General features: G+C 72.5%; 14 protein-coding genes. 5 read left to right on the top strand and 9 right to left on the bottom strand.

What is annotated here, in order from left to right; genetic code table 11:
• Positions 1-201: 201 nt before the first annotated feature.
• Positions 202-1,047 carry a ribokinase gene (locus tag ACIGJO_RS05695; protein WP_399952569.1) on the top strand — a complete coding sequence of 282 codons (846 nt, stop codon included), beginning with the start codon at positions 202-204 and terminating at the stop codon, positions 1,045-1,047.
• Positions 1,048-1,185: 138 nt separating this feature from the next.
• Here ACIGJO_RS05695 and ACIGJO_RS05700 read toward each other — a convergent pair whose 3' ends face one another.
• On the bottom strand, positions 1,186-1,614 hold the full coding sequence (locus tag ACIGJO_RS05700; RefSeq protein WP_399952572.1) for a hypothetical protein: 429 nt from the start codon (positions 1,612-1,614) through the stop codon (positions 1,186-1,188).
• A gap of 469 nt (positions 1,615-2,083) precedes the next feature.
• Between ACIGJO_RS05700 and ACIGJO_RS05705 the strand changes: the two genes are divergently transcribed.
• From ACIGJO_RS05705 to ACIGJO_RS05720, 4 genes are all read left to right on the top strand, one after another.
• Positions 2,084-2,776 (top strand): hypothetical protein, encoded by a 693-nt coding sequence (locus ACIGJO_RS05705; RefSeq protein WP_399952575.1) that lies wholly within the window; start codon positions 2,084-2,086, stop codon positions 2,774-2,776.
• Between the two features lie 59 nt (positions 2,777-2,835).
• Complete coding sequence (locus tag ACIGJO_RS05710) at positions 2,836-4,803, top strand: BTAD domain-containing putative transcriptional regulator (RefSeq protein ID WP_399952578.1); 1,968 nt, start codon at positions 2,836-2,838, stop codon at positions 4,801-4,803.
• 111 nt (positions 4,804-4,914) lie between these two features.
• A complete protein-coding gene (locus ACIGJO_RS05715) occupies positions 4,915-5,739 on the top strand; it encodes an SDR family NAD(P)-dependent oxidoreductase (protein ID WP_399952581.1) in 825 nt (274 codons plus the stop codon).
• A gap of 60 nt (positions 5,740-5,799) precedes the next feature.
• Positions 5,800-6,768 (top strand): alpha/beta hydrolase, encoded by a 969-nt coding sequence (locus ACIGJO_RS05720; protein ID WP_399952584.1) that lies wholly within the window; start codon positions 5,800-5,802, stop codon positions 6,766-6,768.
• A gap of 47 nt (positions 6,769-6,815) precedes the next feature.
• Here the strand turns inward: ACIGJO_RS05720 and ACIGJO_RS05725 are convergent, their stop codons facing one another.
• From ACIGJO_RS05725 to ACIGJO_RS05760, 8 genes are all read right to left on the bottom strand, one after another.
• Positions 6,816-7,487, bottom strand: a complete 672-nt coding sequence (locus tag ACIGJO_RS05725) for a response regulator transcription factor (protein ID WP_399952587.1) — start codon at positions 7,485-7,487, stop codon at positions 6,816-6,818.
• Between the two features lie 135 nt (positions 7,488-7,622).
• Complete coding sequence (locus ACIGJO_RS05730; protein WP_399952589.1) at positions 7,623-7,841, bottom strand: hypothetical protein; 219 nt, start codon at positions 7,839-7,841, stop codon at positions 7,623-7,625.
• Complete coding sequence (locus tag ACIGJO_RS05735) at positions 7,838-9,127, bottom strand: MFS transporter (RefSeq protein WP_399952591.1); 1,290 nt, start codon at positions 9,125-9,127, stop codon at positions 7,838-7,840. Before ACIGJO_RS05735 ends, ACIGJO_RS05730 begins: the two co-directional genes overlap by 4 nt.
• 11 nt (positions 9,128-9,138) lie before the next feature.
• A complete protein-coding gene (locus tag ACIGJO_RS05740; protein ID WP_399952593.1) occupies positions 9,139-9,384 on the bottom strand; it encodes an acyl-CoA carboxylase subunit epsilon in 246 nt (81 codons plus the stop codon).
• A gap of 14 nt (positions 9,385-9,398) precedes the next feature.
• On the bottom strand, positions 9,399-10,967 hold the full coding sequence (locus ACIGJO_RS05745; RefSeq protein ID WP_399952595.1) for an acyl-CoA carboxylase subunit beta: 1,569 nt from the start codon (positions 10,965-10,967) through the stop codon (positions 9,399-9,401).
• Positions 10,964-11,728 carry an SDR family oxidoreductase gene (locus ACIGJO_RS05750; RefSeq protein ID WP_399952597.1) on the bottom strand — a complete coding sequence of 255 codons (765 nt, stop codon included), beginning with the start codon at positions 11,726-11,728 and terminating at the stop codon, positions 10,964-10,966. Before ACIGJO_RS05750 ends, ACIGJO_RS05745 begins: the two co-directional genes overlap by 4 nt.
• Positions 11,725-13,746: an SDR family oxidoreductase gene (locus ACIGJO_RS05755; protein ID WP_399953212.1), complete on the bottom strand. Its 2,022-nt coding sequence runs from the start codon at positions 13,744-13,746 to the stop codon at positions 11,725-11,727. The genes ACIGJO_RS05750 and ACIGJO_RS05755 overlap by 4 nt, the downstream gene beginning before the upstream one ends.
• Positions 13,747-13,750: 4 nt before the next feature.
• Positions 13,751-14,698 carry an aromatase/cyclase gene (locus ACIGJO_RS05760; RefSeq protein ID WP_399952599.1) on the bottom strand — a complete coding sequence of 316 codons (948 nt, stop codon included), beginning with the start codon at positions 14,696-14,698 and terminating at the stop codon, positions 13,751-13,753.
• Between the last annotated feature and the right edge of the window lie 11 nt (positions 14,699-14,709).

Genomic DNA, 14,709 nt, shown 5'->3' on the forward strand with positions numbered 1-14,709 from the left:
CCCCGGAGCCGGTTCACCGATCGCGTCGAGGAAGTCCGGGCCGAGGTCGGCGAGTGTCGGCGCGTCGGCCGCCCATTCGTGCGCGAACCCGGCGGGCTCTCCGTCGATCTCGATCAGCGCCTCCCAGAACCAGGCGCGGCCGGTGGGCGGGAGGCGCAGATGGCCGAAATGCCTTGTTCTCCCTTCTCGAAAGGTCTGACCATGCACGAGCGGCGGCCCACCGTGGTGGTGCTCGGGTCACTCAACATCGACCTGGTGACCCAGGTGGCCCGGCATCCCGGCGCCGGCGAAACGGTGCTCGGCCGCGGCCTGACCGTGCTGCCCGGCGGCAAGGGCGCCAACCAGGCGGTGGCCGCGGCACGCGCCGGGGCGCGGGTCAGAATGACCGGCCGGGTCGGCGACGACGACGGAGGCCGCCGGTACCTCGCGGCGCTCGACGCCGACGGCATCGACACCGCGGGCGTCGTCCCCACCCCGGGCGAACCCACGGGGCAGGCCCACATCGCCGTCGACGACCTGGGCGAGAACACGATCATCGTGATCCCCGGCGCCAACGGGGCCGTCACCGAGGCCGACGTCGATCAGGCCGCCGGGGCCCTGGAGGGGGCCCAGGTGCTGCTGCTCCAGCTGGAGACCCCGCTGCCCGCCGTCGTACGGGCCGCCCGGCTCGCCGACCGGGCGGGGGTACGGGTCGTGCTCAACGCCTCACCCACCGCCGAGGTGCCCACGGAGCTGCTGCGGCTGGCCGACCCCGCTGTCGTCAACGAGCACGAGTACGAGGCGCTCGGCGAGGGCGCGCGGTCGGTGTGCGTGACTCTCGGCGCACGGGGCGCCCGCTGGGGCGAGCACGAGGCCGTGCCGCCGGCGGTGGACGCCGTCGACACCACCGGTGCCGGTGACTGTTTCGCCGGAACCCTCGCCGCCCGGCTCGCCGCCGGGGACTCCCCGGCCGACGCCCTGAGCGCCGCCGTCGCGGCGGGCGCCCGCGCGACGACCTGGCCCGGTGCCCAGGGCCGGAGCTTCGACGAGGCGGCCGAAGCCCGCTGAACCGTACGCGGCGCCGTCCGCTGAACCCTCCGCGGTGCCGTCCCCGGCGAGCGGCCCGGCCGGCCTTCCCGCTGGTCACCATGGCGTACGCGGCCACCGCCGCCCCGGTCCCCGGGCGGCGGTGGCCGTGGTGCCCGCTCAGATCTTCTCGTCGGGCTTGACGGTGCTGAGGGACCAGATGACGAAGATCCCGATGGCGATGATGATCAGGGCCCAGATGGGCTGGTACGGCAGGAACATGAAGTTGGCGAGGATGCTCAGTGCGGCCAGCCCGATGCCCACGCCGCGCGCCCAGGTGGACTCCCTGAGCAGCCCGAACCCGGTGATGAACAGGACGACACCGAGGGCCAGGTGGAGCCAGCCCCAGCCGGTCAGGTTGAACTTGAAGACGTAGTCGCCGAACCGCGTGTAGACGTCGTCCTCGGCGATGGCGGCTATGCCCTGGAAGATGCCGAGGATTCCCTCGATGACCATCAGGACCCCCGCGAAGACGAGGCCACCGGTGGCCCAGGAGTTCGCCGTGCCCGTTCCCGTCGGTGTCCGGTGATGCTGCGCCGCGTTGCTCATGGGGGGCCTCCGTAGCTCGATCGACAACCCTGGTATGCGGGGTGCGGTCCACGAACCTCGACGTTCCGCCGTCCGGGCGGGTGCGGCCACCCGGACGGCGCCATCCGGGTGAATTCGGCGGGACGGCCGCAGGGCGGGCAAGAGGCCGCGAAGGGGCGCGGCCGCCTCCACTGCCGACACCGCGCCGCTCCGGTCGCCCATCCTCGAACGCTCCGGCGTACGCCCCGCCCTCCGAGCGGCCGTCAACCCGGCGGACCCCGGGACCTGCCCGGGGTCCGCACCACGCAGATTCTCTGACGTTTCTCCGCAACTCCTCTGACATAGCTCTGACATTCCGCAAAGAGACGGCTGTCGAATTTCATCTTCTTATTGCAGCGTTTACCTGTATGCATGCGAAACTGCAACGGCGTCATCGAGCATGGGAATCCGGAGCACGCACACAGATACATCTCTTTACGAGGAGTCGAGTATGGCCTTCGAATCTGCAGGTCTTCCGGTCATCGACCGTCCCGATGCGACCGTCGCACTGGTCGAGGTGGTGGCGGTCGATGACCGGGATGTGCAGCGCGCCGCGACGGACGCGATATCCGCGCACTGGCGGTCCGGCGCGTGGCCCGCGGATCTGGTGTCCCTCAGCTGTTATGCGAGCACCGACGGCGCCTGGGTGCTGACCTACGCGCAGTGGTCCTCCGACGCGGCGATGCGTGACTCCCTGCGCCAGGAGAAGGGCGTCTCGCGCGGGGGGCCGGTGTGGGAATCGGTCGGCGCGCGGCCGACCGGGGCTGTGCCGTTCCGGCTGTACCGGGTGGTGCGCGGCGGCGCGGTCACCGAAGCGGACCCGCTCCCCGAGTGCTTCCCGGCGGCGGTGTTCCCGATGGGCGGCGAGGAGGCCGCCCGCGGCTGGATCGACGGGCTGCTGGCCTCGGAGGAGGAGACGGAGGGCGCGGACCGGGACTACCCCGGTGCCATTGCCGCCAATTTCCACATCGGTCTGGACGACGGCAGCGTTCTCGTCCTCTCGGAATGGGTTTCGGAGAAAGAGGCGGCCGATCATATCCAGGAAGTGATCCAGCCATTGCTGGATCAGGCGGGCGGCGGCGACCCCGGCGCCCTGTACGCCCATTGCCTGACCCTCGAAGCGCCCGAAATACATGGGGCTTGAGCGCGGCGGAGATCACGGATTATTCGCGCGCCGCAAAGGTAACCACGAACGGGGAGTTCATGTATTTCGCCATTCTCGGACCGGTGGAGATGCACGGGGCCCGGGGTACGTGCGAACCCGCCTCGCCCATGAGCCGCCAGGTCCTGTCGCTGCTGCTCGCCCATGCCAATCACGTCGTGACGCTGGAGAGCCTGGTGGAAGAGCTCTGGGGGGATGCGCCCCCGAGGCTCGCGCGTAAGACGGTGCAGACGTACATCTACCACGTGCGCAAAGCACTGCGGGAAGGCGCGGAAGGCACGGAAGGCACGGTTCCGGCGGACGGCACCGCCGCCGCGGACGGCGCGGAGGACCAGGAACCGGTACGGCTGGAGACGGAGTCGCGCGGGTACCGGCTGCGCGTACCGAAGGGCCACCTCGACCTCTGGCGCTTCGAGGAGCTCTGCGCGGCCGGGCAGGCCGCGCAGAGCAGGGGGGACGCCCGCGCCACGTCCGGGGCGTACCGCGAAGCGCTCTCCCTGTGGCGGGGGCGGCCGTTCTCCGGCTCGGCGGCGGGTGTGCTGCTCTCGGCGCAGCAGGCCCGGCTGGAGGACCTCCGGATGAGCGCCCTGGAGCGTCGCGTCGAGGCCGACATGGCGCTCGGGCACCACCGTGAGCTGCTGAGCGAACTCAGGGGGCTGGCGATCGACCACCCGTTGAGCGAGGTGATCTGCGGTCAGCTCATGACCGCGGCGACGCGCTCGGGCCAGCGGCAGGTGGCCCTCGACGCCTACAGCAGGCTGCGGGCGGCGATGATCGCCGAACTCGGCCTGGAACCCTCGGCCGGGCTCAGGAGTCTGCAGCAGAACATCCTGGAGGACGCCGGACCCCCCGGCGGCGGGGCCGCGGCGCCGACGGGCACCTGGGCGGCGCCCGCCTCCCCGGCCGAACTCCCGCCCAAGATGGCCGACTGCGTGGCCCGGCAGCAGGACGTCTCGGGCATCGTGGCGGCGGTCGGGCCGGCCGGCGCGGGTGCGGACGGCCCGACCGCCGTACGGATCGCCCTGGTGACGGGGGCCGTGGGCACCGGGAAGACGGCGACGGCGGTGCAGGCCGCCCACCGGCTCCGGTCGCACTATCCCGGCGGCCAGCTCTTCACCACGCTCCACCGTCCGGACGGCACTCCCGTCCCCGCGCGTGACGCACTGGCGTCGCTGCTGCTGTCCTCGGGGTACGCCGCCGAGCGGCTGCCGGACGCGGCGGAGGACATGGCCAGGCTCTTTCGCAGCTGGACCTCGGAGCGCCAGATGCTGGTGGTGCTCGACGACGCCTCTTCCGGCGAGCAGGTGATCCCCCTGCTGCCGAGCAGTCCGGGCTGTTCGGTGGTCATCACCTCGCGCCGGCGGCTGGAGGGCCTGCCCGGCACCGTCACCACGGTCCCGCTGCGGGGAATGTCGCCGGACGAGGGGGTGGCGCTCCTCGGCGGGATCGTCGGCGCACCGCGCGTCGCGCGGGAACGAGCGGCCGCACGGGAGCTGGTCGAGCTGTACGGGGGGCTGCCGCTGGCGCTCCGGGCACTGGGGCGGCGGCTGACCGCCTGGCCGAACCTGGCCCTGCGCGACCAGTTGCACTGCGCGCGCGGCCACGGCGGGCGGCTCGCGATTCTCCAGGGGCCGCAGGACGACTGTCTGTCGAGGCTCGGCCGGGCCCATCTCCGGCTCGCGGAGGCGGAACAGAATCTGCTGTTCCTGCTGTCCGGCCTCCCCCAGCCCATCCTGGAGCGGGACCTCTGGCGGACGGCGTCGCTGCTGGGCCTGCGCCCGGGGGATTTCAGCCAGTTGGTGGAGCCCCTCGTCGCCTCCCACTTCCTGGAGTTCCGCAACAGCCGCGGCGGCTCGGTGTTCGCGGTGCCGGTCCTGACCCGGCTGGCGCTGCCCCGCCGGTCGAGGCCGGCCCGGCGGCACCCCCCGCGCGAGGCAGCCACCGGCACGAGGGGAGGCGGGGGCCGCGCCGCTCCGGGTTCGCCCGTGCTCGCCGGGGCGCCGCAGTGAGCCGTCCCGGCGCGCCCGCCCTTTCGGCCCGTACGACCGCGTCTGTTGCATGGGTCACACTGGACCACTAGATTGAACTGAGTGGTTCAACCCCTGGCAAGGAGACTCCTGGTGAAGAACATCGTGATTCAGGGCGGCACGGACGGGATGGGCCGGGCCCTGGGGCTCGCCCGCCTGCACCGTGGCGACTCCGTCCTCATCATCGGGCGCGACGCCGCGAAGGGGGCGTCCTTCCTCTCCGAGGCGCAGGCCATGGGCGCCGGGGAGCGGGCCGCGTTCGTCCGGGCGGAGCTGAGCCTGATCAGCGAGAACCAGCGGGTCATCGACATCGTCTCGGAGCGGTTCCCCGCCCTGGACGCCCTCGTGCTGTGCGCGCGGCACTACCTCTCGGCACGCCGTGAGACGGCGGAGGGCATCGAGGGCACCTTCGCCCTGTTCTATCTGAGCCGGTTCCTGCTCGGCCACGGTCTGCGCCCGCTGCTGGAGAAGGGCGAGCAGCCGGTCATCATGAACGTGGCGGGCCCGGGAAGCCCGATGGGCGAGATCCACTGGTCCGACCTGGAAATGAAGCGCGACTACCACGGGCTCGTCGCCCAGATGCAGGGCGGCAAGGCGAACGACCTCCTCGGTGTCGCGTTCGCGGAGGAGTACGGGACGGGCGCCGTCCGCTACGTGCTGTTCAACCCGGGCAGCGTGTCCACCAGCTTCTCCGGCGAGTACGACCCCGCCACGAAGGCCCACGTCGAGGGGATGAAGAGGACGGCGAAGCCGGTGGCGGCGGGCATCGCGCCGATCCTCACCGTCCTCGACGCCCCGCCCGCCGAACCGGTGAGTGCCTTCGTCGAAGGCCGGCGGATGCCGCTGACGGACAAGTCCTTCGACCCGCACGACGCGAAGCGGCTCGCCGCCCTGACCCGGGAACTGCTGGCACGCTGACCGGAGAAGCGGAACCTCCGGCCGGAGGTCCGCGTCCCCCTCACCGAATCGGAGCTTCCCGTGGTCCAGCCCCTCACGTCCCCGCCCCCGGTGACCGGCCCCGGCACCTCCGGCGGTCCGGCCGCTTCCGACGCGCCCGACGCGCCCGACGCGCCCGAGGACACCGCCGTCGGGATCGAGCTGGACGCGGACGGGCTCGCCCTCTCCGGGCTGCTCGCCCTCCCCCGTACGGCCGAGCCCAGAGCGGTGGTCATCGCCCTGCACGGCGGCGGGATGCGGGCCGGGTACTTCCACGGGCGGGCCGATCCGGCCACCTCGCTGCTCTCCCTCGCCGCCGACTGCGGCTACGCGGCCCTCGCGCTCGACCGGCCCGGCTACGGACGGTCGGCGTCCGAGGTCCCCGGCGGAATGGGGCTGGCCGGACAGGCGGACCGGGTGCGGGCGGCGATGGCGGCGTACGGGCGTGAGCACCCCACCGGGGCGGGCTTCTTCCTGCTGGGGCACTCGCTGGGCGGGAAGGTCGCGCTGGCCACCGCGGCGGGCTGGAGCAGGGACGGGCTCCTCGGGGTGGACGTCTCCGGCATCAGCGACCGGTGGGCCGTCGACCCCGGGCAGCCGGCCGGAACGGACGGGCGGCGGCGGAGCACGCTGCACTGGGGGCCGCCCTCGCTCTACCCACCCGACACGTTCCGGCTGGCCCGGCCGCTGATCGCGCCGTTCCCCCCGGACGAGGCGGCGGAGGCGGTGCGCTGGCCCGCGGCGTACGCCGAACTGGCCCCCTCGGTACGGGTCCCGGTGCGCTTCACGTTCGCGGAGCACGAGCGCTGGTGGCACGTCGATCCGCCGACCGTGGCGGCGATGACCGCGCGGCTCGGCTCATCCCTGGTGCGTACCGAGCACCTGGCGGACGCCGGACACAACATCAGCCTCGGTCTGGCGGCCCGCGGTTACCACCTGCGCGTCCTCGCCTTCCTGGAGGAGTGCTTGGCGCTCTCGCGGAGGCCGGTGCACGTGCGAGGGCGCGGATGACACCGCCGCCCCCGCCGGGGGCACCGCCGCCGGCGTCGTCCACCGGCTCATCTGCGGACCATCTTGAACCCGACACCCCGGACCGTGACGACCCAGTCGCCCGAACCGAGCTTGCGGCGCAGGCTGCTGACATGCGTGTCGATGGTGCGGCTGCGCCTGATGTCCGTGTCGTGCCAGACCTGCTGAAGGATCTGCCGCCTCGTGAAGACCGTCCCCGGCCTGGACGACAGCAGACGCAGCAGGTCGAACTCCTTGCGGGTGAGGGGTACGGAACGCCCGTGCAGCCGTACCTCGCGAGTCTCCTGCTCGATGACCAGGGGCCCCAGGTCCACCCCCTGGGCCGCCGCCCGACCGGCCCGGGACCGGCGCATCACCGCGGCCATCCGGGCCAGCAGTTCGCGGACGCCGTACGGCTTGGCCAGATAGTCGTCCGCCCCCGCCTGGAGCCCCAGCACCCGGTCCAGCTCGCTGTCCCGGGCGGTGACCGCGATGAGCGGGGTGTCGCACAGCATGGAGATCGACCGGCAGATCTCCAGACCGTCGATGTCCGGCAGGTCCAGGTCGAGCAGGATCAGGTCGGCGGTGTGGTGCTCCTCCAGCGCCGCGGCCCCGGTGCTGACGGCACTGGCGGTGTGGCCGTGCCAGCGCAGGTCGTTCACGAGGGCCAGCGCCGCGCCTTCGTCACCCTCGACCACGAGCACCTTCCACGCGTCCGTCACGCGACATCCCCACGCCCCTCGGACCGCTGCCGTGCGTCGGGCCGGAACTCGGACACCTGGATGACCTCCTGAGTCATGGGCGTCTCCCGGAGCTTCACGACGTGTCCTCGCCATCGCCTTTCAGCTGCTGCATCGTCACATGCGCGCAGCGGGGCGGGCAGGTAAATAGCAGCTGAAGGAGAGCATCGACGGGGGCCACGGAGTGCCGGCCCAGCGCTCGGCCGTCCGCTCCAGGACGGCGGTCCCCTGCTGCCCATCCGGTACGAACAGCTGACCGACGAAGACGGACGCGGCATCCGTACGCCGCACCCGCGGCATCTCCCCGGACCTCGGGCGAAGAGCGTGCTCGGTCATGTGCGGGCCTTTCCGTCCGGTGGTACGGGTCGGTGGTGGCGGGGCGCGAGGCCGGTGAGCGCGGTGAGCAGGCCCCCGGCCCCGACGGCCGCGATCAGCGCGACCGCGGGCCGGTAGCTGTCGTACGAGGTCATCAGGAGCGCGACCAGGGGCAGCGTGAGTACGGCCCCGAGCTGGACACCTGTCTGGTAGAGCGGCACGGCCAGCCCCCGGTCGGCGGGCCGGACCGTCTCCGTGGACTGCATGTTCAGTGCCGCGAAGGAGAGGACGAAGCCGGTCTCGACCAGCAGCAGCACCGGCAGCATCCCGGTCCAGTAGGCGCCCGCGTCCGCGCGCCACAGGTAGAGCAGATGGCCGAGGAAGGGCGCGAGCGCTCCCCACGCGATGAGCTCGGCCGTACCGAACCGGCCGACGAGCCGCCCCGCGAAGGGGACGGCCACCGCCAGGGGCACACAGGCGGGGAGCAGGGCCAGCGCGCACTGCCAGGGGGACCAGTCCAGCTCGCGCTGGATCTGGAAGGTGATCAGCAGCAGCAGACCCGCGTAGGTGCCGTTGAGGCTGGCCGCGCCGAGGGCCGACCTGACCAGCGGGCCGTCGCGCAGCAGCGCCCTCACCCCGGACTTCCGCTCCGGGTCCGGTGTCCGGTCCGGTACGCGGCCCGGGGCTCCGGACACGGTGTCCTCGGGGATGAGCCGTGTCCCCATGAGCAGCAGCACGACCGCGACCGGCGCCGGGAAGAGGAACGTCCAGCGCCAGCCCGATTCGAGGAGCGCCGCCGAGAGGAGCACCCCGGCCGTGAACCCGGCCGCGCCGAACAGGGAGTAGACCGACACGGCCCGGCGCCGCTGCGGCCCCTCCCGGAACGTGGTGCTGATGATGGCCAGCCCGGTCGGTGCCGTCAGCGCGGCGCAGAAGCCCTTGACGACGCGGGTGGCGATCAGCAGCCCCTCGCTGTCGGTCAGACCGCCCACCACCGAGGCGACGGCGAAGAGGAGCATCGCGCCGAGGTAGGCCCGGCGTCTGCCCCAGCGCGCGTGGACGCGGGGGCCGAGGAGCAGCAGTGCGGCGAAGCCGAGGGCGAAGCCGCTCATCAGCCACTGCACCGTCATCAGGCCCATGCCGAGGCCGGTGCCGATCGTCGGCAGGGCCACGAGGACCACGGACACCTCGATGGCGTCCAGGACCATGTTCCCCGACAGCACGAACAGCAGGGCCCAGCCGCGTGCTCCCCAGGGCCCCGGTCCGGGCCGGTCCCCGGGGGCACGGACTGTTTGCCGGATCGTCATGTTCCTTCCCCTCAGTCGGTGTCGCGTCGCCAGGTGCGCGGGTCCGCGAAGGGCAGTGCCCGCTCCGGCCTGCGCCAGCGGGCCCCGTCCCGCGGCCGGGCACCCCGCGCGGCGCCGGCCGGTCCGCCCTCGCACGCCGCCTCCGCGCGGGCGATCAGCACGGCGGTGAGCGCGGCCAGTTCCTCCGCGTTCGGGGCGCCCCGCTCCACCCGCAGCAGCTCCTGCGGCGGGCCGGCGGGCGCGCTCTGTCCACTCATCGTCGGGCTCCCTCTCACTGCGGCGGATTGCCGTGCTTGCGGCGGGGCAGGTCGGAATCCTTGGCCCGCAGCATGGCGAGCGAGCGGATGAGTACCGAGCGGGTCTCTCCCGGGTCGATGATGTCGTCGATGAGCCCGCGCTCGGCCGCGTAATAGGGGTGCGCGAGCTGGTCCTTGTACTCGGCGATCTTCCGGCGGCGCACCTCCTCGGGGTCCGGGGCGGCGGCGATCTCCCGGCGGAAGACCACGTTGGCCGCGCCCTCCGCGCCCATGACGGCGATCTCGTTGCCGGGCCAGGCCAGGGCGATGTCGGCGCCGATCGAGCGCGAGTCCATCACGATGTACGCGCCGCCGTACGCCTTGCGCAGCACGAGCGAGACCCGGGGCACGGTGGCGTTGCAGTAGGCGTAGAGCAGCTTCGCGCCGTGCCGGATGATGCCGTTGTGCTCCTGCTCCACGCCGGGCAGAAAGCCGGGCACGTCGATCAGGGTGACGAGCGGGATGTTGAAGGCGTCGCAGAACTGGACGAACCTCGCGCCCTTCTCGGACGCCTTGATGTCCAGTACGCCCGCCGTCACCGCGGGCTGGTTGGCGACGATGCCGACGGCCTGGCCGTCGAGCCGGGCCAGTGAGCACACCAGGTTGGGCGCCCACCCGGCGTGGACCTCCATGTGCTCCGCGTCGTCGACGATCTCCTCGATCACCGCACGGATGTCGTAGGACTGGCTGCCGTCGGCCGGAACGAGGTCGGCCAGTGCGTCGCAGCGCCGGTCCGGGGCGTCCGACACCGGTGCGGCGGGAGGCAGTTCACGGTTGTTGGACGGCAGGAGGGAGAGCAGGTAGCGCACCTCGGCCAGGCAGGACTCCTCGTCGTCGTGGACGAAGTGGGCCACCCCGGAGACCTTGCCGTGGACGTCCGCCCCGCCCAGCCCGTCCTGCGATATCTCCTCGCCGGTGACCGTCCTGACGACGTCGGGGCCGGTGATGAACATCTGGGAGACCTCGCGGACCGCGAAGACGAAGTCGGTGAGGGCGGGCGAGTACGCGGCGCCTCCCGCGCACGGTCCCAGCATCACGCTGATCTGCGGGACGACGCCCGAGGCGCGGGTGTTCCGGCTGAAGATGCCGCCGTACCCGGCCAGCGCCAGGACCCCTTCCTGGATACGGGCCCCGGCCCCGTCGTTGAGGGAGACCAGCGGCGCGCCCACCGACACGGCCAGGTCCATGAGCTTGTGGATCTTCTGCGCGTGTGCTTCGCCGAGCGCGCCGCCGAAGATCCGGAAGTCATGGGCGTAGACGAAGACCGTCCGGCCCTCCACCGTGCCCCAGCCGGTCACCACACCGTCGGTGTACGGGCGTTTGGCCTCCAGGCCGAAGCCGGTCGCCCGGTGCCGCCGCAGCGTCTCGACCTCGGTGAAGCTGCCCTTGTCGAGCAGCAGCCCGATGCGTTCACGGGCGGTGAGCTTGCCCTTGGCGTGCTGCCGTTCGGTGGCCGCGGGGTCCGGTCCGCCGAGGGCCAGTTCCCTCAGCGCGGCCAGCTCTGCCCGGGTGTCCCGCGTGTCCGTCCGCTTCGCGGCGCTCACCAGGAGAGTTCCTGACCGGTCGGGGTGCCGTCCTCGCCGACGAAGGAGGCCGTCGGGCCGTCCGCGCCGAGGGTGGCCAGCAGTACGGGGATCCGCGCCCCCTGCTCCGGTGTGAGGTCCCCGCGGTGGCCGTTGATGTCGGTCGCCACGAATCCGGGCGAGACCGCGTTGACCAGGATCCCCTCCTCCCGCAGCTCATTGGCGTAGGTGACGGTGAGGGCGTTCAGCGCCGCTTTGGAGGTGTTGTAGTCCAGCACCGCGGGGAAGACGCCCGCCGGGAAGACCCCGGAGGGGTCGTGCCGGCGCGCCGCGTGGGTCAGGGACCCGAGCACGCTGCTGACGTTCACGATGCGTGCGGCGGTGGAGCGGCGCAGCAGCGGGATCATCGCGTTGGTCACCGTGATGACGCCGAAGACGTTGGTCTCGTAGGTCCTGCGGACCTCGGCGAGCGGCGTCTCGCTGGGGGCGCCCACCGGGCCGCCGGTGCCCGCGTTGTTCACCAGGACGTCCAGGTGGCCCCACTCGGCCCCGACGCGCTTGGCGGCGAGCGTCACGAAGTCCTCGTCCGTCACATCGAGTCGTACGCATCGGATGTCGAGGCCGTCCGCGCGCAGCTCACGCTCGGCGGCGCGGCCGCGCGCCTCGTCGCGGGCGCCCAGGTACACGCACATGCCCAGCTCGCCGAGGCGACGGGCCACGGCTCGTCCGATGCCCTTGTTCACGCCGGTGACCAGCGCCACCCACACACCGGTGGCGCTCATCCGAGCAGGGTCCCGCCGCTGGCGTCGATGCAGGAGCCGGTGATCCACCGGGACTCCTCGCTCGCGACGAAGGCCACGACGTCCGCGATGTCGGCCGCCTCACCGACCCGGTTGAAGGCGGAGGTCTGTGCCATCTGCTCCACCGCCTCCGGGATGTCGAAGACGGGCGCGCCGTTGTTGGTGATGCCGGGAGCCACGCTGTTCACGGTGATGCCGCGGGGGGCCAGGTGCCTGGCGAGGTGCAGGGTGATCTGTTCCAGGGCGCCCTTGGTCATCGAGTAGGCGATCTGCTCGGGCACCGCGCACCGGGTGAGGCCGGAGGAGATGTTGATGATCCGGCCGCCTTCCGGCATGTTCCGTACGGCGCGCTGCGCGAGGAGGAACGGCGCCCTGGCGTTCACCGCGAAGTACCGGTCGAGGTCTTCCGCGGTGACGTCCTCGGGCTGGATCCCGTCGTTGCCGGTGACGGCCGCGTTGTTCACGAGGATGTCGAGGGTGGTCTCGCCGGTGCGCTCCTTGAGGCCCTGTTCCAGGCCGAGGAAGAGCTCGTGCACATCGCCGGGGACGCCGAGTTCCGCCCGTACGGGGAAGGCCCTGCCGCCCTCCTTCTCGATGCGGGTGACCGTCTCCCGCGCCGCTTCCCCGTTGCTCGCGTAGTGCACGGCGACCAGCGCGCCTTCCCTGGCCAGTCGCACAGCGGTGGCGCGGCCGATGCCCCGGCTGGAACCGGTGACGAGCGCGGTCTTTCCCGTGAGCCTGCTCATGGGTGAACTCCTTTTCCCGATGGAGGGGGTGGGGTTGTGTGCGCGGGAGGTCCGCGCCGGCGGCGGGGTCCTGGGGGTCCGCGGGGTGTCCAGGCCGCTGATGGACCGGGCGAGGTGACGGCGTACGGCGTCCTGCCCCAGCAGTCCGGCGAACACCTCCCGGGCGCCGTCCGCCTCCGGGCCGCCGAACAGCAGCAGCGCCTGGGCCTGGATGCTGGTCAGAGTGCGGGCTCCGGCGTGGCGGCGCTCCGCGTCGTAGGCGTCCAGCACCTCCTCACCGGCCCGGCCGGTGACCAGCGCGGCGAGCCCGGGGCCCAGGGCGGCCGCGTCCTGGAGCCCCAGGTTGAGCGCCTGGCCGCCGACGGGCATCTGGACATGTGCCGCGTCGCCCGCCAGCAGGACGCGGCCCGACCGGTAACGGGTCGCCTGGAGGCGGGTGTTGTCGAACCGGTTGAGCCAGCGGGGCCGGCCGTGGCCGATGTCCTCGCCGGCCACCCGCGCCCAGGCCGCCACGACCTCCTCGAACTCCGGCTCACCGGTGTGCCCGCCGGGCGCGCGGGTGCGGTCGTGGACCATCAGGCGGGTGCTGCCGTCGGCCCTGCGGTAGGCGGTGGCGGTGCCGTTCGGGTAGCGCCGCAGCCGCCGGTCCGGGACGGAGATGTCCAGCACATCGGCCCGGAGCATCTCCCGGGTGGCTTCCCGGCCCTCGGTTCCGAACCCGGCGAGCCGCCGTACGGAGCTGTGCTCGCCGTCGCATCCGACGACGTAGGAGGCCGTGAGGGTGTGCCTGCGCCCATCGGGACCGGCCGCTTCCACCCGTACCCCGTCCGCCGGCCCGTCCGGCCCGGTGACGGTCAGGCCGGTGACGGTGAGGCCTCGGCGCACCTGGGCACCCAGGTCCTCGGCCCAGCGCTGGAGCACGGGTTCGAGGCGGCTCTGCAGGCACTCCCACTGGCCGGCGTACGGGTGGGCCGGGTCCGCGGCAGCGGGGTCGAGCGGCATCCCGCCGAAGTGGCCGCGCCCGCCGTCCGGCAGGGGTCCCAGCCGGTCGAGGATGCCCCGGTCCGCGAAGATCTCCATGGTCCTGGTGTGCAGGATGGAGGCCCGGGACTCGGCGGTCGGCCGCTCCAGCCGCTCCAGTACGGACACCCGGGCGCCGCCCCCGGCGAGTTCACCCGCGAGCAGCAGGCCCACGGGACCGGCGCCGACGACGACCACGTCCACCGCCTCTTCCACCTCCGGCTCGCCGCCCATCGCCTCAGCGCCGCGCTTCCGCGAACGCCTTGGCATGGCCCAGGGTGGCCCGGCTGTTGGTGCCCAGAGCCTCCCGCAGGAACGTGCGGGCCTCGGAGACACCGGCGTCCGGGCCGAGGACCGCCGTGATGTTCGCGGTGTTGACCACCACGGTGTGCTGGGAGGTCGCGACGGTGCTTCCGTCTTCCTGCTCGTCGAACTGCCAGTAGCCGGTGTGCAGGGTCATCAGGGCCGGAAGGGTGGTCTGCTTGTACGCGATCCGGTGGTGCGGGAAGCAGATCCTGACCGACTCCGTGGTGTGCGTGGAGCCGTCCTTGGCGACGGTGTCCATCCGCAGGGTCTGGACGCCGGGGCTGTCCTCGCTCAGGCGCACCTCGTGGACGTGCGGCAGCCGCTCCGTCCACAGCTGGGCCTCGTTGACGAAGTCGAAGACGTCCTTGGCCGAGCCGTCGATCCGGACGCTGTCCTCGAAGGAGAGCGTGAGCCCGGCGGACTCGGTGGCCAGCTCCAGGTTCTCCTTCAGCGCCGGGAGTTCGGCCCTGCTGTTGCGGTCCACCGCCTTGTCGATCCAGTCCAGGCCCTCCGGATCGTCGTCGATGGCCCGGTAGGTGTGCAGCAGGCGGACCCGTGTCCCGGCCGCCCCGAGCGACTCGATGATCCAGGTGCCGCTCATCTCGGCCACCGGCGGGGCGGAGACCTCCTGCCGGAAGGTGATGCGCAGGCCCTCCGGGTCGAGGGTGCGGCGTGATGTCCAGTTCTTGGCCTCGCCGTTGGCGGTGGCCCAGATCCGGATGCGTTCCTCGTTGCCGTTCCTCTCCGCGTAGTCGACGTACACCGACGGCGGGAAGAGCCTGGGCCAGTTCTCCACCTCCGCCAGGAGGCGGTACACCTCCGTGGCGGGTGCCGCCACGGTGATCTCGTGTTCGACCTCGCGGGGCGCCTGCTGCGTCATCTCTGTCCCTC

Origin of the sequence: Streptomyces sp. NPDC079020 (assembly GCF_044542225.1) — a bacterium.
Classification (GTDB): Bacteria; Actinomycetota; Actinomycetes; order Streptomycetales; family Streptomycetaceae; genus Streptomyces.